The sequence below is a fragment of the Candidatus Koribacter versatilis Ellin345 genome (assembly GCF_000014005.1).
Classification (GTDB): Bacteria; Acidobacteriota; Terriglobia; order Terriglobales; family Acidobacteriaceae; genus Korobacter; species Korobacter versatilis_A.
In genome coordinates, this window is record NC_008009.1 from 200,127 (window position 1) to 218,663 (window position 18,537).

Below are 18,537 nucleotides of genomic sequence, written 5' to 3' on the forward strand. Positions count from 1 at the left end.
TAGGAGTTCAAATTACTGCCGATAAAAATCCCGCCCGGTTTGCGCATTTTTGGAACCGAGCGGGACCTTTGTAACGAGTAACTACTATTCCGTGCCCGTACCGCCCGTACCCGGCGAAGACGCTGCCGGAATCCCAGGCGAACTCGGCGGTGTGCTGGTAGTTCCATTGGCAGCAGGGAACGACGGCTGCGGATTGCTCTTCCGCAAGTCCTGACGCTCCGGCCTCTGCTCCGCGCGCGGCATCGTGCCTGAGGCCCGCTCATCAAACTTGCCGAAGATCATCTTGCCCGCAGTCGTCTGCAGCACCGATGTAACCGAAATCTCGATCGTCTTCCCGATCATCTTCCGCGCGTTGTCCACCACAACCATGGTGCCGTCATCCAAATACGCCACGCCCTGGTTGTACTCCTTGCCTTCTTTCAGGATGAACACTCGCATCAGCTCGCCCGGCAACACGATCGGCTTCAGCGAATTGGCCAGCTCATTGATGTTCAGCACCTCAACGCCCTGCAGCTGTGCCACCTTATTCAGGTTGAAGTCGTTGGTGACGATCTTCCCCTCATACACCTTGGCGAGTTCAATCAACTTTAGGTCGACCTCGCGGACTGCCGGGAAATCGTCTTCCACAATTTGTACGTGCAAATTGGTCAACTTCTGCACGCGTTGCAGAATGTCCAACCCACGACGTCCACGGTTCCTCTTCAGCGAGTCCGCCGAATCCGCCACCAGTTGCAACTCGCGCAACACGAACTGCGGAATCACAATCGTTCCATCAAGGAAGCCCGTCTCCGCGATGTCGGCAATTCGCCCGTCAATAATGACCGAGGTATCCAGAATCTTGTAGCTGCGCTTCGACTGTTTCTCGCCGCCAAAGATTCCGCCCAGCGCCGCAAGATTGAGCAGATCGCCCTTGCCGGCGCCAATCACCAAGCCGACATACGCCATCAGGAGCATCACGAAGAGCTCGAGGAAATGCTGCGTCGGCCCCTCTTTAATGGCGTCGCGAATGACGAGACTAAACAGGTAGGCGCCGCAGATGCCAAGAATGCTGCCGATCACCGCGCCGATCAGCCGCTTCAGGCTGGCATTACGCAGCCGCATCTCGAACACGACCACGGCGATTCCGATGAGAACACCAACGCCAGCGGCCTCGTAGCCCATCAATCCAAAAGGCTTTAACTCAAAGCATGCCAGCGCACTAAGAACCACGAAAACTAGACGAATGATTGCCAGATCCAAGCGGGACCTCCCCAAACACAGCCCCACTCCGGTCCGCCTCGGGACCCGCAAACTGGGAGAACGTTTGCCGGGCTACTCCCGCCTACAGCCTGAAAGGCGAACGGGAACAGTAGTAAGCAATAACAGCAGCCCTGCTGGGGCTGCCGGATATGAAAGAACAATGACACCAAATTCCGCCTCGAAAACGCGGATAAAAAATAGCAATGCGCTCCCGAGAGTGTCGGAAGTATATACCAGAGTGGCCCTGTTCAACAGAGCACGTCAAGTGCAACCAGACGCAGATAGGATGCACTTGCTCCGAATCAGGATAGACATCATCTTCGGAGTAAATAGCCCCGCTCGGTTTACCGTTGCGTAACCCGCGTCCACAGGCCATCTTGGAGGAGCGTCCAGCATGGGACGCCAGCGAGAGAATCTTGTTTCAAGTTGGGCCGATCCCGAAAGGGAGGATGAGCGGCCAAGGGCTCCCGGTCGTGTTTGGGAGAACCGAATAACCGGCGCAGAATCTCGGGGGAGAATTAGGCGCCGGTTTTTCTTTTGTTCTATTTCCCGCCCGTCGAGTCTCTGCTCGGATTTTCGTGCTTCTGCATCTGTTTCAGCAGTTCCGGACTATGGACGAATTCCACGTTCTTCTCTCGCGGAGCGCCGAATAGCTCCGGGTACAAGAAGTACCCCTTCTCGTTCGTAGCCTTCTCCTCCTCCACCGCGAGAGGATGCGCCACCGCGTACGCATCATGCCGCACGCCGGTCACCATCCACGAAACCTCTACGTTCGGCTTGTCGGTGCGGATCGTGAACTGGTGGTTCGCAATCTTCTTCGCCACGATTGCCTGCGCGAATTCACCGATCACCGTCAGTTGATACCGAAAGTCTCCATTCAGCGCCTCGAACCATTCCGGCAGGCGCACCACCGCTTGCCCTTGTTCGTCCGTCGTCACTGTGCCGTCGTACATGTTTTTCATTTCGGAGGACTCCACCGACGCGTGCCGAAGAAATTTGCCGGCTGGGTCAAGCGGATTGTCGATGGTGAACGAGTGGGCCGGAGCGCTCACCGTGCCGTGGATCTTCACATCTCCGAGGAACTCCCCAGCAAGCCCCTGTCCGCTCATGCCATAATTGCCGGGCAGTGCGAGTAAGCCCGGGCCTCCCAACAAACCAGGGTCTGCCGCCCCACCGGCAGTTATCAGTCCGTAGTTGCCGATTGTGCTGGGTGTGTACCCGGCCGTGAAAGTTCCGCCCGGAATCGCGCCGATGCCATTGGCCGAGAGAGTTGCGTTCGATATCTGCCCTCCCCCAAACAGGACAGTCCCGTCCGCATAAGCGACGAACTTCCCTCCCCCCGCGAATAGATCGCCTGCTGCGTCCAGCGTCATCTGCTCGACATTGCCCTGGCGAAAATGAATCTCGCCGGTGAGAGGACGGTTCAGAAATAAGTCGGTATTCTGCTGCAGCAGCGCATAGTTGGTGCACGCTGGCGCCGCCACGAAGCTCACCCCCGCCGAGGGGGCGAAGCATCCCACGTCCCCAATGATCGCCGGTGCTCCTACGCCGGTGAACGTAGCCGTTCCGGCACCGCTGAGCGAGAACACTTCGCTATTGCCCGCTCCCGACCGCCCGCTGATCAACTTGCCCGCCGTGTTCGTGCTCTGTAGTAAGGCGGTGGTTCCACTCGGACTCGCGGATGACACCTGCAACCCCACCGTGTTTCCAGTGGATCCCGTTTCATTTGCCAGCAGGGCAATACCGCCCGTGGAAGCCGAAAGCGCCCTTACTCCGATTCCGTTTCCCGTCGCCGCCGTGTTCTGCCCGAACACTCCATAGCCGTCCGGCGACTGCGTAATGCCCTTCACACCGGTCGCGGTTCCAGTCGCGGTGTTTGCCGTTCCATAAACCGCGATACCCGAGTTCGAGAGCGAAGTTCCGCGCACACCCACGGCAACTCCCGTCGTCGCATTGTTCGCGCCGAACATGCCATAGCCCGAGGTTGACGTGGTGGCTCCGTAAACGCCAAATCCCGTCGTCGACGTCGCGGTGCTCAATCCATATACTGCTGTGCCGGAACTCTTGCCGTAGAGCGCGTACCCTGTTGTCGCGTTCGACGACACACCCGCGCCCGTGCCACTCTGGGTCACGCCGACGATCTGATCTGTCGTCGTGCCGGTGAAGTTCGTCGGGCTGCCCGCGATCGCGTTTCGAATTGGTCCGACAGACTTCTTCTTCTCCGCTTCGCCGGTCACGGTCTGCATCGTCTGTTGGAATGCGGTGAGTTTCTCATTGGTAACAAACTCCGAGACCGCATGCCCCGCGAGGGTTTCGGCCTCCGCCGCTTTCAGCGCATATGGCACACTCACCAGCAAAACGCGCGGCTGTTCCGCTTGTCCTTCCACCCGGACTGCCAACCACTGCGCCTCACCTGACGTGAACAGATCGACCGGAACGCCGTCCAATTTCGTCGCGCCGAGCAGCACGCTGAATTTCCCGTTCGCGTCTACCTTCACGTTTTGTGTTTCACTCCACAGAACCTCGCTATCTCGAGGACCTCGGTGCAGCGAGAACGTGATGCCTGTGGTTCCCGCCGCTACTTCCGCGACGCCGGAGAAACGAATCAGTCGTGGCACGACGCCCGTCGTCGTCGGTTGCTTTGTCTGTTGCGCAAAGATCTGGCTGCCAAGCAGCAGCAAAAGGCTGAGCACGTAGGCGAATCGCCGCATCTGTTCCTCGCGTTTACTTTTGTGTGGAGATGGAGGGGGCCGAAACATCCTTACTGTTTTTGTGCCGCTACCTGGAGGTGGGTGTCCCGACGAGACCGGACGGATGCCTGCGCGTTGTCGACAGGAGCCCGCGGATGTTTCTCCCGTTCCGCTTTCGCCTCTGCCAAGTTCTCCCGCATGCGCGCATCACCGATGGTTAGTTCCGCCGCCGCACCATTCTCAACCGGGTGGAAGTACCGCCCGCGCTGCGACTCCGGCTTCTCACTTTCCACTTCCAACGGATGCGCCTTGGCATACGCGTCATTGCGAACACCCGTGACCTGCCAGCTCACCTTCACCAGCGGCTTGTCTGTCTTAATAGTGAAACGGCTGTTCTGGATTTCACGCGATACGATCGCCTGCGCAAACTGCCCGATCGCCGTGAGCTGGTACCGGAACTCGTGGTTATAGGCTTCCATGTACGACGGCAATACCACGTCCGCTTCACCGGAAGCATCTGTCGTGACCACGCCGTCGTAGATGTTCTTCATCTCCGAGGATTCCACCGATGCGTGCGTCAAGGTCTTGTTCGCCGGATCGGCCGGGTGATCGACAATCTGAAACGCGGGCCCGGCATGCGTGAATGTTCCACTTGCGTACACCTTACCGCTGAAGAAACCAGCATATGAACCGCTGGCGTTCACTTTATCCGAGCCATAGACCGCGAATCCCGTCGCACCGAGATTGATTCCCGTCACGCCCACTCCGTTGGAATCCGCTCCGATTCCCGTAACTGCGTATCCACCGGTGCCGTCTTTCGTGCTCGTGATAGCGATCACTCCGTTCGGCCCCGAAAACACTCCGCCCGAAGCCGAAAGCCCCGAGTACCCGCTATTTGCCAGGTCTGACAGAGCTCCGTGACCTGAATACCCTTGCACTCCATAAAATGCAGGAGTTATAGCTCCGTAGAATTCACCCCCACCCCCACCCCCGGTACCCGCATAGCCCGTCACAGCGGACGAGTACGAAGCGACGCTGGTGTTGGCAAGAAGGTAGCCAGTATTCATTTCGAACGCTGTCACCGCATAGTCTGCGTTAAAACTGGCTGTGGCGTGAACGTGGCCGTAGGTATCTACCGCGAACACCTCCGTGTTTCCCGCACCTGACTGCCCGCTGATCAGTTTCGCTGCGCCCGTTGTATCCTGCACCACCAGTGCCGTGCCCCCCGGACTGCTTATCGTTGATAGCAGACCTGTCGTCGATCCGCTCGGGGCCGTCTCGTTGGCAACCAGCGCATAGCCGCTGGCAGAAGCCGACAGCGCGCGTATGCCCATCGCATTTCCGGTTGTCGCCGTGTTCTGGCCCACCACGCCATAGCCGGATGGCGACTGCGTAATGCCCTTCACGCCGGTCGCCGTTCCCGTCGCAGTATTCGCCGTCCCGTACACCGCAATCCCGCCGTTCGACAACGACGTCCCGCGCACCCCTACCGCAGTTCCGGTTGTAGCGTTATTGGCGCCGAACAATCCATATCCAGCCGACGAAGTCGTCGCGCCGTATACGCCAATACCTGCCGCGGAAGTCGCCGTACTCAACCCATAGATTGCCGTGCCGCTGCTCTTGCCATACAGCGCGTAACCACTCGCCGTGTTCGACGAAATACCAGCGCCCGTTCCGCCTTGCGTTACGCCGACAATCTGGTCCGTCGTGGTGCCGGTGAAGTTTGTCGGACTCCCAGAAATCGCGTTGCGCGTCACGCCGGAAGACTTCTTCTCCGTGCCGCCGCTCGCAGGCTGCAAGCCCTGCTGCATCGCCGCCAACTTCTCATTGGTCACGAACTCCGACACCGAATGTCCCGCCAGCGTCTCCGCCTCCGCCGCTTTCAGTGCATACGGAACGCTCACCAGCAGCACGCGCGGTTGTTCCGCTTGTCCCTCCACTCGAACGCCAAGCCACTGCGCTTCGCCCGATGCGAAGAGCTCAACCGGCAGCCCGTCTGCCTTCGTCGATCCAAGCAGTACGCTGTACCGCCCTTCTGCATCAAGCTTCACGTTCTGCGTCTCCGTCCACAGCGTCGCAGCTTCTTTCTGCCCCTTGTGCAGGGTGAACGAAATCCCGACCGTTCGCTCCGGACCTTGCAATTGACCGGCGAAGCGGATGAGTCTCGGCACCGCCACCGCGTTGGTTTCTTTCGTTTGTTGCGCAAATGTGAAACTGAAAGAGACAAGAACCGCTACGACCAAGTACAGGTATTTCCTCATGCTTGTTCCTCAAGAGATGGACTTACGGCAAAGTGCAGGCCGACAACGGAGGGAAGTACCGCAGAAATTGGTGAGACACTATAGTCCGAATTGAACCAGGTCGCAATTCGGCACTTTAGCTGTGGGATGAACTTGCCTGATATCGCGCTAGAATCTCTCCCATGAAAGCCCTCCTCGTTGAGCAGCTCGGCAAGCTAGAAAGCCTCGCTCTTAGAGATGTTCCCGATCCCCAAGTGAAGCCTGACCGTGTCGTCGTCAATATCGAAGCTGCCGGCGTGAACTTTGCCGACATCAGCTCCAGCATGGGAAAGTATCCCGGCGTCAAAGTTCCTTACATCGCCGGACGCGAATTCGCTGGCACCGTCGAAGGCACCGGCGAGCGTGTAATGGGCTACACCCAGATGGGCGCCTTCGCCGAGAAGATCGCCATCCCGCGCGCCTTCATCTGGCCGCAACCTCAAGGCTGGACCTCCGTCGAATCCGCAGCCTTCCCCGTCAATTTCTTTACCGCTTACCTCGTCTACTGGAAGGCCGGTCTCACCGCGGATGCCTTCGAGCCAGCCGCTCCTTCAAAAAGCCCGCGTCGTGCGCTGATTCACGCCGTCGCTGGTGGTGTCGGCACGGCCGCCGTACAGATCGGCAAGTTGCTCGGAATAGAAACCATCGGCACATCGTCCTCCGATGAAAAACTTGAGAAAGCCAAAGCCCTCGGCCTCACCCATGGCATCAACTATTCCCACGACGACTACCAGCAGCGCGTCATGGAACTCACCAACGGCGAGGGCGTAGATTGTGTCTTCGAAATGCTCGGTGGCGAGCACACCAAGCGCAGCACGCGCTGTACCCGCGAATTCGGCCGCGTCATTCTCTACGGCACCGCTACCGGCGAGCGTCCTGAGTTCGATACGCTGACCATGTACTCTAAATCCATCAGCGTCCACGGCCTCTGGCTCAGCACCCTGGCGAACAACCGTGAAGTGATCGCAGCCGCATGGATCGCACTGAAACCGTGGGTAGAAGCCGGTCAACTCAAGCCAGAGGTCGGTCACGTCATGCCGATGGCAAATGCGTCGGAGGCCTACAAGCTCATGTTGAATCGCAAGAACTACGGGAAAATCATTTTGACCGTTTGAACCGGAGTGACCGAATGCGCAAGTCACTATTCGTTGCTGCTATTTTCTGTCTTTTTGCCTGTGTCGCCTTGGGAGAGAAGCCTCCGAGTGCGGACAAAATGATGTCGGAAGCAAAGGCGCGCGCCAAAGCTGAGAACAAGAGCATCTTTCTCGTCTTTGGCGCTTCCTGGTGTCCCGATTGCGACGTGCTGGAGACCTTCCTCAAGACCCCGGACGCGAAAGCTCTTTTCGACAGATACTTCGTCGTCGTGCATTTTGATGTCTTTGAGGAAGCCGGTGAGAAGCCCGGCGTCAACACGCCCGGCGGAGAAAACTGGATTTTGAAATTCGGAGGTGTCTCAGCGGCCGGTGAAGTTGGACTGCCCTTTGAAGTGGTGCTCAATGCCGACGGAAAGCCAATCGTTGACTCTCATCTTCGAACGAAAGGTAAGACCGTCGGCTTTCCTGAAACACCCGAAGAGATCGCATGGTTTATCAAAATGCTTCGGTCCGGAGCACCGGCTATGACCAGCGACGAATCTTCTCAAATCGAGGATCTTCTCAAACGTCAGAGCTAGCATTCCGCATAGGAGCAACTCGTACGCCGACTTGCCGAAATCGTCGCCCCTCCGGCGACTCCCCTTCAAGCCGATAAAAGTTCAGCGCAGTGAACGTCCCCGCGTACACGCTCATCATCCCGTAGGTCAGCCCGAGCCAAAACGCTTCTTCTAAATCTCGACTCGAAGGCTTCGCCGCTTCATCCGGATGCGAGTGCACGAATCCGACAATCTCCTGCCCGTCCTCCCGCGCCTTTCTTTGCGCAGCAATCAGAGCCTGTGGCGAGATCTCATACGCGTGCGCCGGTTCCTCATGAACATTGATCGCCGGAAGCGCGCGTGTCACCCATGTCACTTCTCCTTCTCTCTTGCCGATCAGGATGGCGCAGGCTTCCTCAGGGTACGCACTCTCGCCGAGCACCTTCAACCGATCCAACTCGCGCTGCTCAATCACCACCATCGTTGTCTGATATTAACCATTTGCGAGTTGCTCAGCCTGTCATGAATGTGCGAAATTGATAAGTTCCAGTTTCTGGAAGCAAGGGCAACCGTAGCTGGTGCTCCGCAATCGTAGTGCTGCAGAGTCGGCACCCGGCGGAGGAATTGCGCTTCGCTACGCCGCCACGGTCCCGATTCCCGCAAGCAGGCAATCATGGCAAAGAAGCTCAAAATTAAGCCGTACGCGGATGCCGTCTCCTTTTTCCGCGACCATGGCTTCGACATCCTCGAAGCCCCCGGCACCAGCAACCGCATCTTCTTAAAGAAGTACAACGTCTCCGCCGCGATCGAGCAGGCGCCCGACGGCTCCGCCAAAATCTTCGCCTTTCCCGGCTACCTTATTGGCGGCGAAATCTCCAAGCTCGTGGACAAGGGATACCAGAAATTCCTCAAGACTTCGAAGCTCGAAGTCCCCGCCACCGCCGACCACCTCACAGCGATGCACCAGTTCTCCGAGGAATTGAAAGAGGGAATCGGCGCGACCAGCCTCTACAACGAGTCCATGGGTACCGTCAGCGAAGCTTACGTCTACGACCGCGTGAAGGATCGCGACAAACCTGACGCCGCCCGCCCGCAGCGCCCCTGGGAAGGCGGCTCCAAAAAACCCGCGTAAGTTCTGTCATCCTGAGCGTAGTCGCGCGAAGCGCGACGGAGTCGAAGGATCCCTATCCTCGCACAAATCTCAAAGCGCGTTACGGCACACTCTCGCTAGTCTCCGCTGACTTCGCGCTCTCATTCCCGCGCACGTCCACCGCACTCACCGAATAGATATACGTCTTGCCGGCCTGCACCTGGTCATCGCGGAACGAAGGCACCGTCAGCGCCGCGCTATTCAGCTTGGTGAAGGTCCCGCCTTCTTCGCGTCGATAAACGAAATATCCCGCTAAATCAGGCTCGAGATTCGGCGCCCAAGTCAGGTCAATGAACACTTTCTGCCCCGGACCCGAAAACACTGCCTGCAGTTCTTTCGGAACTGCGGGCGGGAAAACATCATGCGCCAGAACGCTGGCGGTCTCGGAATCTTCTCCCTCAACCAAAACGCGGTTATCGCTTGCCGATTCCGTCACCACGTCAATTCGATATTCGAACTTCTTCTCCCACTCGAATGTTTGGTCCACGTAGCTTGTATCGCCAATGGGCACTGTCGCAATCGCCGCGAATTGGCCACTCTCGCCGCGACGCGAAATCTGGTACCCGAATCGAACCTCGGGAAGCGCCGGTGCCGCAATGGGCGCCCACAAAATCGTCACGCCGTTTTCGCCGACCGTGGCATTCACCCGCGATGGCGCCGCCAGCGCTGGTGCTGTCGAAATCTCTACCTGGTTCGAGAGTCCAACGCTCTTGCCGTAAGCATTCTGCACCTCGACGCCGTACATCACGGTGCCAAGCGTCACCTGCGTCAGCTTGTCTTCGAAGTGACTTTGCTCAATCGGACCACTCGCCTTCGGCAGCTCTGTCGGCACGTTGCCGATCTCGTCGCACTTCACCGCCGGTAAATTTCCCGGTGTTCGGCAAATGTTTGTCTTACCAACCTTCTTGATGATTCGACCGTCGGTAAACCGGGCCGGCGAAGTCCATCGCATCGCGACGCGGTCGCCCTTCCGCGTAACCGACAGGTCTGTCACTGCGCGCGGCATTTCCAACGAAGGCGGTTGCGGCGCGCCGGGTTGCCCGCATGATGTCATGATCGCCGCCAGCGCGAGTACGCCGGTAACCGCTATGAAGTGACGAAGCATAGAGAAGTAACAGAGTACCATCCGGCCCAACCCGCTATTCGTGATCGCTAGCTCACAATTCCACTTCAGTGCGCGGCAACATCTCGTCGCAATGCTTCATCTCTGCATGCTTGTACGACACCGCATCGTACTTTGGCACCCTGGAGGGCCCATCTCCGATGTTGTCTCCTCTTAGAACCCTTGAGCTGCTTCTCATAGCAGCTCTTTTTTCGTGTGCATCATTCGCTGCTACACCCACCTCGGGTAGCGTGACTCCCACCACAGGTTCCAAGACTGCATGGACAAGCTCTGCCTTTGGCGCAACCAACGGCGAGAGCACTTGCGTTGAAGGAACCACCTGCGACTCGTTCACCCTCACGATCACGGGTGCCGCGTCGAGCTACAACAACAAGTACGTCAACATCTCGATTGCTTGGTCGCTCTCCACCAACGACTACGACCTCTACATCCATAAAGGCTCGCTCACTGGACCGGTCGTCGCAAGCTCAACTGGAGGCGTTCCACAAACTGGCGAAGGCGTGAGCCTCAGCCCGACCTCTCTTGGCGTCGGCGTTTACGTCGTGCACGTCGTCGCTTCCACCACGGTTCCCGGAGACTCGCCCAAGGGCACAGCGGTCGTCGCAACTGCGCCGATCACGCCACCGCCGCCGAACGTCACGCCGCCTACGTATCGCAACTATCAATCCCCGACCGGTATCGGCGACAATTCCGGTGAGCCTTCCATCGGCGACAACTGGAACACAGGTCGCGTCATGACCTCGGCGGTCCTCGACACGCTACGCGTCAGCTTCAACACCGCCGTCTCGCCCGCGACGGCGACGTGGGTCGTGAAGAACAGTCCGCTCACCAGCATTACGTCGTTGGATCCGATTCTCTTCACCGATCGCAAAACCGGACGCACCTTCGTCTCGCAACTCGCGGGCACTACCAGCCTCTCCGAGTTCACCGACGACGATGGCACCACCTACACCCCGAGCCAGGGCGCAGGCATCGCCTCCGGCGTTGATCACCAGACCATCGGCGGGGGCCCGTTCCGCGTCTGCAATGCGCAGCAGAAATCGCAGAACCCAACTTACTGCGCAACGCTCACCGCGCGCGGCCCGCTTACCAGTTACGCGAACGCCGTGTATTACGCCTCGCAAGATATCGGCTTGGCGCAAATGGCTCTCAGCCAGGACGGTGGCCTCACCTACGAGGCGGCGCATCCCATGTACACGCTCGCGCAGTGCGGCGGATTGCATGGTCACATCAGGGTCGCCGGAGACGGCACCGTCTACGTTCCCAACAAGAACTGCGGCGGCACCCAAGGCCTCGTCTCTTCGAAAGACAACGGCCTCACCTTTACCGTCTATAAAGTCACTGGCAGCACCCCAGGTTCGAGCGATCCCTCTGTCGGCATCGGATCGAAGGGCCGGGTTTACTTCGGCTACACGGATGCCAACAATCACCCGTGGATCGCAACCTCCGATGACGGGGGCCAATCGTGGCACAACAACCAGGACCTCGCCACGCGCCTCGGCATTAAAAACGCCGTCTTCCCCGAAGTCGTAGCCGGCGACAACGACCGCGCCACCTTCTTCTTCCTCGGCACCAAGTCCGCGGGCCCCGGCACTGGCGACGACACCACCACCATCTTTGATGGTGTATGGCACGCCTACTTCGCCAGCACCTACAACGGCGGTCAGAATTGGGTTGTCGTTGACGCAACGCCGAGCGATCCCGTGCAATTGGGCGTCGTCTGTACCAACGGCACTACCTGCCCAAGCGGCACCCGCAATCTGCTCGACTTCAACGATGTCACCATCGACTGGCACGGACGCGTGCTCGCCGCCTACACCGACGGCTGCATCACCGCTAAGTGCATCGCCGACGGCAACAACTCCACCGCGCAACACACCAAGGCCCAGAACGACGGCACCACGAAAGCCAGCATCATTCGCGAAGCCACCGGCCTGAGCCTTTTCCAGAAATACGATTCAACTCCTCTGAAACCCTGAGCCAGGCAGGCGCAGCTCTCAAGGCTGCGCCTGCATTTTTCTATGTTTCAACGCCTGACTGCTCTCCTCGTCCTCGCCACCGCCTGCGCCCTCGCGCAGCAGCCTTCGCTGGTGAAGGTGTCGCTGGGTCAAACCCGCAGCACCGTTCATGCTCAACTGAAAGATCAAGCCACCTTCGATCGCGAAGAAGAAGGCCAGGAAATCTGGAAGTCCAACTCCGGTCCAATCCAGCACGTCATCATTGGCTACGACGCCGAAGGCGAAGTTCGCTACATCACCGCTGTCGGTAGCGATATTTCCTGCGATGCCCTAGGCACGTCGCCGCAACAAACCGGCCACGCTCCCGACCTCACCTTCCAGCGTCCCGAAAAGTCTTATTTGGTAATCGCCCATGGCCCCGCGCGCGATCACCTTACTTCCTGCTCCCTAAAAAACCCCAACGCCCAACTCTCGGACCCCGACTAGCGCTGTCATCCTGAGCGGAGCAGCGCGAAGCGCCGCGCAGTCGAAGGAGCCTACCCTCACAAGATTTTCATCCCTCGCTGTCGATTTCCCTCACCCTCATCCGACATACTCACGAACAAGGAGAAACGCCATGCGATTCATGATGCTGATGATCCCCGGCGGCTACGAGAAAGCCGCCCCCGACACCACTCCTCCGGCAGACGCCGTCGAGAAGATGATGAAGTACAACCGCGATCTCCAGGAAGCCGGTGTGCTCATCGCCCTCGACGGGCTACATCCTCTCTCCAGCGGTGCGCGCGTCAGCTTCGCCAAGGGCAAGCCCATCGTCACCGACGGTCCGCACGTCGAGACCAAGGAAGTCCTCGGCGGCTACTGGATGATCAACGTGAAATCGAAGGAAGAAGCCATCGAATGGGCAAAGAAGTGCCCAGCCTCCGCCAACGAAACCATAGAAATTCGTCGCGTCTTCGAAATGGACGACTTCCCGCAGGACGTGAAGGACGCCGCCGGAAACTACGAAGACCTGCAAGAAAAATTGAAGCATTAATACGATTTGCGACGGTTTGTTCCGAGCAAACCGGTTGGTATAGATTTTCAACTCTCGCACAGGAGTTTCATATGAGCAGTGTTCGCCTCCTCGTTGGCACCAAGAAAGGTGCCTTCGTCCTTACCTCTGACGGCAAGCGCGAAAAGTGGGACGTCGCCGGCCCCCATTTCTCCGGGTGGGAGATGTACCACCTCAAAGGATCTCCTGCCGACCCGAATCGCATCTACGCATCGCAGACCAGCGGCTGGTTCGGCCAGCAGGTCCAGCGCTCCGACGATGGCGGCAAAACCTGGAACCCCGTCGGCAACAAGTTCATTTATGACGGCGTCCCCGGCACCCACCAGTGGTACGACGGCACGCCCCACCCGTGGGATTTCAAGCGCGTGTGGCACTTCGAACCGTCCCTCACCGATCCCGACACCGTCTATGCGGGCGTCGAAGATGCCGCCATCTTCAAGACCAACGATGCCGGCCAGACGTGGACCGAACTTCCCGGCCTTCGCAACCACTCCACCGGCAACAAGTGGACGCCCGGCGCCGGCGGCATGGGCCTGCACACCATCATCCTCGATCCCACCAACGACAAGCGCATCTGGATCGCCATCTCCGCTGCCGGAGCTTTTCGCACCGATGACGGCGGTGCCACCTGGAAGCCGATCAACAAGGGCCTCACTTCGAAATACATCCCCGACCCGGACGCCGAGATCGGGCACTGCATCCACCACATGGCCATGCATCCGAAGAAGCCCGGCACGCTCTTCATGCAGAAGCACTGGGACGTCCTCCGCAGCGACAATTCCGGCGACCTCTGGACCCGCGTCAGCGGCAACCTGCCCACCGATTTCGGCTTCGTCATCGACGTCAACGCGAACGAACCTGAGACCATCTATGTCGTGCCCATCAAGAGCGACGAACACCATTACCCCATGGATGGCGCCCTCAAGGTCTATCGCAGCAAGTCTGGCGGCAACGAATGGGAGCCGCTCACTAAGGGTCTCCCGCAGCAGAACTGCTACGTAAACGTGCTGCGCGACGCCATGTCCGTAGACCAACTCGATAAGTGCGGCATTTATTTCGGCACCACCGGCGGCCAGGTCTACGCGTCCAATAATGCAGGAGACAGTTGGCAGGCGATCGTTCACGATCTCCCGGCCGTCTATTCCGTAGAGGCGCAAACGCTACCATGATTCGCGTTACCTTACCCGGACATCTGCGCAACCTCGCCAAGATCACCGATAGCGAGGTTGCGCTCGATCTCCAGGGCCCGGTCACACAACACGCAATCCTGTCAGCGCTCGAAGCCCGCTATCCTGTGCTCGGCGGCGCGATCCGCGACCACGGCACGCTAAAACGCCGCCCGTTCATTCGTTACTTCGCCTGCGGCGAAGACCTCTCCCACGATCCCGCAGACGCGCCACTGCCCGATGAAATCGCAAGCGGCAAAGAGCCGTTCATGGTCATCGGCGCAATTGCGGGAGGATGACAATGCACCGCGGCCAGCCCACGGCAACGCTAGAATGACCACTGCTCTCTCTTGTCATCCAGAGGAGCGAAGCGACAAAGGATCTGCTGTTGCGCGCTTGTAGGACAAACTCGGCATGCTAAAACTTTCTGAAATGCACGATGGCTATTTCGATGGCGCTTGGAACTCCGGCTACGGAGAAACCCATCTTTTCCTCCGCAGCAATTCCGGTTTTCGTGGAACGGTAGTTCTCCGTGGAGTTGCCGCCGCGAATGTGGAGAGTTTTCGTCAAGGTAATGTGATTTTTGACATTGAGACTATCCCCACGGAACAACTGACGTCGTCCAACATCTCAGATTCTTACGGGCTCGCGTCCGACGAGGAGAGCCGGTGCGAGAAACTACTGGCGCTTGCCAAGTCCGAAGGACTTTCGATTCTCAACGTGAATCCGTCCTACGGAGCGCAATGTACGTTTCTCTATCGGTCTGCCGAAATACTCGACGGTCACGTAACGAATTAAGGCCTGATTCATGACCCTCTCCCAACCCGAACTCCTCCGCTACAGCCGCCACCTCTCGCTCCCCGAGTTTGGCCTGGAAGCCCAAGAGCGCCTGAAGCAAACCAAGGTCCTCTGCATCGGCACCGGAGGCCTGGGCTCCCCTCTCGCCATGTATCTCGCCGCCGCGGGCGTAGGCACGCTAGGCCTCGTAGATTTCGACATCGTCGATTACACCAACCTCCAGCGGCAGATCATCCACACCACGCCCGACGTCGGCCGCCCCAAGGTCGAATCCGCCGCCGAAAAAATCGACGTCCTCAATCCGTTCGTCAACGTCGTGCCCATCAACGCGAAGCTCACCAGCGCCAACGCCCTCGAGCTCTTCTCGCAATACGACATCATCGCCGACGGCACCGACAACTTCGCCACTCGCTATCTCGTCAACGACGCCTGCGTTCTCACCGGACGCCCCAACGTCTACGCCTCCGTCTTCCGCTTCGAAGGCCAGGCCAGCGTCTTCGCCACCAAGTCCGGCCCGTGCTACCGCTGCCTCTATCCCGAGCCGCCCCCACCCGGCACGGTCCCGAGTTGCGCCGAAGGTGGTGTCCTCGGTGTGCTCCCGGGCCTGCTCGGCATCATCCAGGCCACGGAGGTCATCAAGGTCGCGTGCGGCATCGGCCAGCCGCTCATCGGACGCATGCTGCTCGTCGACGCCTCGACGATGAAGTTCCAGGAACTGCGCCTCAAGCGCGACTACCAGTGCCCCGCGTGCGGCACCCGTACGCTCAAAGAGTTGATCGACTATGATCAGTTCTGCGGAATCCGTGGACAGGAGAGCTCTGTGGCTGGAGACATCACCGTAGAAGAACTAAAACGCCGCCTCGACGCCGGCGAAAAACCTTTCATCCTCGACGTGCGCGAGCCGCACGAATACCAGATCGCCAATCTTGGCGGCCACCTCATCCCGCTCAACGACCTCCCGAAGCGCATCGGCGAACTCGATCCCACCCAGGAAATCATTACCCACTGCAAAATGGGCGGCCGCAGCCAGCAAGCCGTCGACTTCCTCCGCCAGCAAGGCTTCAAGAACGCGAAGAACCTAACCGGCGGTATCAACGCCTGGTCCGAAAAGGTCGATCCGAAAATTCCGAAGTATTAAAAGGGACTTGGAGAATCGGGTCGTATCAGGGCATGACTTCAGTCATGCCGCACCGACGCAGGAACCGAAGGGCTTCAGCCCCTGCCTACCTTCAAGCCCCCAGCAGCACTCGATTCCGTCCTTCGCGTTTCGCTCGATACAGCGCCTCATCCGCCGCGCGGATAATCTCATTGGTCGTCACGAGAATATCCTCGCTTGATCGAGGATGACTAGGGCGACGCGTGCATACACCTACGCTCAGAGTAACGAAGGGGCCCGCAGTGGAGTTGGCGTTTGCGATCTCCAGGCCGAGAACTGCACGGCGAATATTTTCTCCGATGGTTGTGGCGCTCTCCTCGCTGGTATTGGGGAGGATGAGGGCAAACTCTTCTCCTCCGTATCGCGCCACTACATCCGAGGTGCGCCGAACCGCACTCGCCAAGCTCTTTCCCACCTTCTGAAGGCAGTCGTCTCCCACGAGATGGCCGTAGTGGTCGTTGAGTGCTTTGAAGCAGTCAACATCAATAATCAAAAGGCTAATTGGATAGTTGGCACGTGCGGCGCGTTTGCACTCGGCTGTCAGGGTCGTATCGAAAAATCTGCGGTTGTACAAACCCGTTAATCCGTCGCGGGTCGACAACTCTTCCAGCTTGGCCACCGCCTCCTTCAGTTCTTTCTCTCTCTGAAGAAGCGCCACCTGCATCTCAGCCAGTCGCTCATTCGAGACGCGCAGGTCACGGCTCATCTGCCGATCGAAGTATGCGGAAATGAGCGCGCCAAATAAAACCATGCCAGCCATTACGACGATGCCCAACTGGTCGATATGGGTCACCGGAACCGTATGGACGGTGGAGAATTCTGTGTTGCCCCGTTCGAATGTCACGGCAAACATAGCGGTGTAGTGCATCGAGGCGATGCCAATGCCCATCAGGACCGCTCCGCCCATGCGGCGCAGTTCATGGGCGCCCGGCTCCCTTCGAAGCAGGAAGGTGATGCGCAACGCCATCCAGGAAAAAGCCACTGCGATTACAAGCGAGAGCAAAACCAGTGACGGGTTATAGCGATGCATGGCATAAGAACGCATTGCTGCCATACCCGTATAGTGCATCGCGCCGATGCCGCCGCCCATGGCAACGCTGCCCAAGACGATCGCCCGCCCCGAAAGACTCTCACGGCTCACCACCCACAACACCGCTGCGGAGGCCGCAACCGCGAGCAACAAGGAAATGATTACCGTAGGAACGTGATAAACGACTGGCACCGGCAGTTGTACCGCGAGCATGCCGAGATAGTGCATCGACCAGATGCCGAGTCCCATGGCGAAGGCGCCGGCAATCAGCCATCCAAGGGAGCGTTGACGGTCTGACGCCGCGACACGCTCAGCAAAACTGAACGCTGCGTAGGAGGCAACAACGGAAGTCGCGATCGAAGCAGCAACCAGCCAATGGACATACGTCACAGCAATTGTGTCCATAAGACGGACCTCCTACCGCACCGATCTGCTATGCAGCTGCGCTCCGTACCTCGCGACAAGAACCCCTGGGAGTCTCGCACCCTTGAACCGCATACCCTACAACAAGAACCATCCCTCGGAACTTACAAATTTTCAGTTCTCGGCATCCGACGACAGCTAAGCTCCGAGGAAGCAGGATGCTCTAGAGCAAACACAAGAGCCTCGCGAGCGGAGTTCGAATGCCCGATTTGGTAGTAAAATTGAAGTGATCCAAAATTTGTCCTGCACTGGAATTTCTTAGATTTTGTCTCTTCTAAAACACTTCATTTCTCAAAGCCGAAAATCACTTTTCGCGCTTCCGCTCCTGATCATTTTGCTGTGCGCCGGCACTGCGAATGGCGCGCCGGTGAACGGCATGAAGGAATACCGCTTGCGGCTCTTCCATACCCACACCGGCGAGCGGATCGATATCGTGTACCGCCGCGGCGATCAATACCTTCCTGAAGCTCTCGATCAACTCGATCATTACCTGCGCGACCACCGCACCGGGACGGTGCACCATTACGATCCGCGGGTCTTCGATCTGCTCCACGATTTAACCGCCGACCTGGGCGAGCCGGACACCGAGGTCAACGTTATCTGTGGCTACCGCACCCCGTGGAGCAACGAGTATCTGAGAACGCACGGACACGGCGTCGCCAGTCACAGCCTGCACATGCAGGCCTTGGCCATTGATATCCGCATTCCCGGCGTCAAGACCTCCGATCTACGTGATGCCGCTCTCGCCATGCATCGTGGTGGAGTCGGTTATTACTCCAGTTCTGATTTTGTCCATGTCGACGTAGGCCGCGAACGCCGCTGGTAAGCCCGGTCCTCCGGGTGA

General features: G+C 58.7%; 17 protein-coding genes. 11 read left to right on the forward strand and 6 right to left on the reverse strand.

Going from position 1 to position 18,537, the window contains the following annotated elements; genetic code table 11:
• Positions 1–84 precede the first annotated feature (84 nt).
• From ACID345_RS00965 to ACID345_RS00975, 3 genes are all read right to left on the reverse strand, one after another.
• Positions 85–1,239 (reverse strand): PIN/TRAM domain-containing protein, encoded by a 1,155-nt coding sequence (locus ACID345_RS00965; protein WP_011520996.1) that lies wholly within the window; start codon positions 1,237–1,239, stop codon positions 85–87.
• A gap of 542 nt (positions 1,240–1,781) precedes the next feature.
• The gene (locus ACID345_RS24965) at positions 1,782–3,950 is read right to left on the reverse strand and encodes a hypothetical protein (RefSeq protein WP_011520997.1); all 2,169 of its coding nucleotides are present in this window, start codon (positions 3,948–3,950) and stop codon (positions 1,782–1,784) included.
• Between the two features lie 50 nt (positions 3,951–4,000).
• Positions 4,001–6,190 (reverse strand): hypothetical protein, encoded by a 2,190-nt coding sequence (locus ACID345_RS00975; RefSeq protein ID WP_011520998.1) that lies wholly within the window; start codon positions 6,188–6,190, stop codon positions 4,001–4,003.
• Between the two features lie 161 nt (positions 6,191–6,351).
• On the opposite strand from ACID345_RS00975, the gene ACID345_RS00980 reads away from it, so the two are divergent.
• Together ACID345_RS00980 and ACID345_RS00985 are read left to right on the forward strand one after the other, a co-directional pair.
• A complete protein-coding gene (locus tag ACID345_RS00980; RefSeq protein WP_011520999.1) occupies positions 6,352–7,323 on the forward strand; it encodes an NADPH:quinone oxidoreductase family protein in 972 nt (323 codons plus the stop codon).
• Positions 7,324–7,337: 14 nt separating this feature from the next.
• Positions 7,338–7,880, forward strand: a complete 543-nt coding sequence (locus ACID345_RS00985; RefSeq protein ID WP_041855317.1) for a thioredoxin family protein — start codon at positions 7,338–7,340, stop codon at positions 7,878–7,880.
• Here ACID345_RS00985 and ACID345_RS00990 read toward each other — a convergent pair.
• Positions 7,864–8,319 (reverse strand): M67 family metallopeptidase, encoded by a 456-nt coding sequence (locus ACID345_RS00990; RefSeq protein ID WP_011521001.1) that lies wholly within the window; start codon positions 8,317–8,319, stop codon positions 7,864–7,866. The genes ACID345_RS00985 and ACID345_RS00990 overlap by 17 nt on opposite strands.
• Positions 8,320–8,511: 192 nt before the next feature.
• Here ACID345_RS00990 and ACID345_RS00995 point away from each other — a divergent pair, with 192 nt between their 5' ends.
• Positions 8,512–8,970 carry a hypothetical protein gene (locus tag ACID345_RS00995; protein WP_011521002.1) on the forward strand — a complete coding sequence of 153 codons (459 nt, stop codon included), beginning with the start codon at positions 8,512–8,514 and terminating at the stop codon, positions 8,968–8,970.
• A gap of 79 nt (positions 8,971–9,049) precedes the next feature.
• Here the strand turns inward: ACID345_RS00995 and ACID345_RS01000 are convergent, their stop codons facing one another.
• Positions 9,050–10,093 carry a fibronectin type III domain-containing protein gene (locus ACID345_RS01000; RefSeq protein ID WP_148209970.1) on the reverse strand — a complete coding sequence of 348 codons (1,044 nt, stop codon included), beginning with the start codon at positions 10,091–10,093 and terminating at the stop codon, positions 9,050–9,052.
• Between the two features lie 248 nt (positions 10,094–10,341).
• On the opposite strand from ACID345_RS01000, the gene ACID345_RS01005 reads away from it, so the two are divergent.
• The 7 genes from ACID345_RS01005 (at position 10,342) to moeB (ending at position 16,222) form a co-directional block, all read left to right on the forward strand.
• Positions 10,342–12,090 carry a sialidase family protein gene (locus ACID345_RS01005; RefSeq protein ID WP_041855318.1) on the forward strand — a complete coding sequence of 583 codons (1,749 nt, stop codon included), beginning with the start codon at positions 10,342–10,344 and terminating at the stop codon, positions 12,088–12,090.
• A gap of 42 nt (positions 12,091–12,132) precedes the next feature.
• Positions 12,133–12,555 carry a hypothetical protein gene (locus tag ACID345_RS01010; protein WP_011521005.1) on the forward strand — a complete coding sequence of 141 codons (423 nt, stop codon included), beginning with the start codon at positions 12,133–12,135 and terminating at the stop codon, positions 12,553–12,555.
• Between the two features lie 130 nt (positions 12,556–12,685).
• Positions 12,686–13,102, forward strand: a complete 417-nt coding sequence (locus ACID345_RS01015; protein WP_011521006.1) for a YciI family protein — start codon at positions 12,686–12,688, stop codon at positions 13,100–13,102.
• 71 nt (positions 13,103–13,173) lie between these two features.
• The gene (locus tag ACID345_RS01020; RefSeq protein ID WP_011521007.1) at positions 13,174–14,289 is read left to right on the forward strand and encodes a WD40/YVTN/BNR-like repeat-containing protein; all 1,116 of its coding nucleotides are present in this window, start codon (positions 13,174–13,176) and stop codon (positions 14,287–14,289) included.
• Complete coding sequence (locus ACID345_RS01025) at positions 14,286–14,585, forward strand: MoaD/ThiS family protein (RefSeq protein WP_011521008.1); 300 nt, start codon at positions 14,286–14,288, stop codon at positions 14,583–14,585. Before ACID345_RS01020 ends, ACID345_RS01025 begins: the two co-directional genes overlap by 4 nt.
• A 115-nt stretch (positions 14,586–14,700) precedes the next feature.
• Positions 14,701–15,084: a hypothetical protein gene (locus ACID345_RS01030; RefSeq protein WP_011521009.1), complete on the forward strand. Its 384-nt coding sequence runs from the start codon at positions 14,701–14,703 to the stop codon at positions 15,082–15,084.
• A 10-nt stretch (positions 15,085–15,094) separates the two neighbouring features.
• On the forward strand, positions 15,095–16,222 hold the full coding sequence (gene moeB, locus ACID345_RS01035; RefSeq protein ID WP_011521010.1) for a molybdopterin-synthase adenylyltransferase MoeB: 1,128 nt from the start codon (positions 15,095–15,097) through the stop codon (positions 16,220–16,222).
• Between the two features lie 91 nt (positions 16,223–16,313).
• Here the strand turns inward: moeB and ACID345_RS01040 are convergent, their stop codons facing one another.
• A complete protein-coding gene (locus tag ACID345_RS01040; protein ID WP_011521011.1) occupies positions 16,314–17,675 on the reverse strand; it encodes a diguanylate cyclase in 1,362 nt (453 codons plus the stop codon).
• Positions 17,676–17,958: 283 nt separating this feature from the next.
• Here ACID345_RS01040 and ACID345_RS01045 point away from each other — a divergent pair, with 283 nt between their 5' ends.
• Entirely contained in the window at positions 17,959–18,519 is a 561-nt protein-coding gene (locus ACID345_RS01045) for a YcbK family protein (protein WP_011521012.1), read from the forward strand.
• The last annotated feature ends 18 nt before the right edge of the window (positions 18,520–18,537 follow it).

Coding starts and splice junctions, on each gene's coding strand:
- ACID345_RS00985 (WP_041855317.1), top strand. CDS start 7,338: ATGCGCAAGTCACTATTCGTTGCTGCTATTTTCTGTCTTTTTGCCTGT.
- ACID345_RS01000 (WP_148209970.1), bottom strand. CDS start 10,093: ATGCTTCGTCACTTCATAGCGGTTACCGGCGTACTCGCGCTGGCGGCG.
- ACID345_RS00995 (WP_011521002.1), top strand. CDS start 8,512: ATGGCAAAGAAGCTCAAAATTAAGCCGTACGCGGATGCCGTCTCCTTT.
- ACID345_RS00990 (WP_011521001.1), bottom strand. CDS start 8,319: ATGGTGGTGATTGAGCAGCGCGAGTTGGATCGGTTGAAGGTGCTCGGC.
- ACID345_RS01015 (WP_011521006.1), top strand. CDS start 12,686: ATGCGATTCATGATGCTGATGATCCCCGGCGGCTACGAGAAAGCCGCC.
- ACID345_RS01020 (WP_011521007.1), top strand. CDS start 13,174: ATGAGCAGTGTTCGCCTCCTCGTTGGCACCAAGAAAGGTGCCTTCGTC.
- ACID345_RS24965 (WP_011520997.1), bottom strand. CDS start 3,950: ATGCGGCGATTCGCCTACGTGCTCAGCCTTTTGCTGCTGCTTGGCAGC.
- ACID345_RS01030 (WP_011521009.1), top strand. CDS start 14,701: ATGCTAAAACTTTCTGAAATGCACGATGGCTATTTCGATGGCGCTTGG.
- ACID345_RS00975 (WP_011520998.1), bottom strand. CDS start 6,190: ATGAGGAAATACCTGTACTTGGTCGTAGCGGTTCTTGTCTCTTTCAGT.
- moeB (WP_011521010.1), top strand. CDS start 15,095: ATGACCCTCTCCCAACCCGAACTCCTCCGCTACAGCCGCCACCTCTCG.
- ACID345_RS01010 (WP_011521005.1), top strand. CDS start 12,133: ATGTTTCAACGCCTGACTGCTCTCCTCGTCCTCGCCACCGCCTGCGCC.
- ACID345_RS01040 (WP_011521011.1), bottom strand. CDS start 17,675: ATGGACACAATTGCTGTGACGTATGTCCATTGGCTGGTTGCTGCTTCG.
- ACID345_RS00980 (WP_011520999.1), top strand. CDS start 6,352: ATGAAAGCCCTCCTCGTTGAGCAGCTCGGCAAGCTAGAAAGCCTCGCT.
- ACID345_RS01025 (WP_011521008.1), top strand. CDS start 14,286: ATGATTCGCGTTACCTTACCCGGACATCTGCGCAACCTCGCCAAGATC.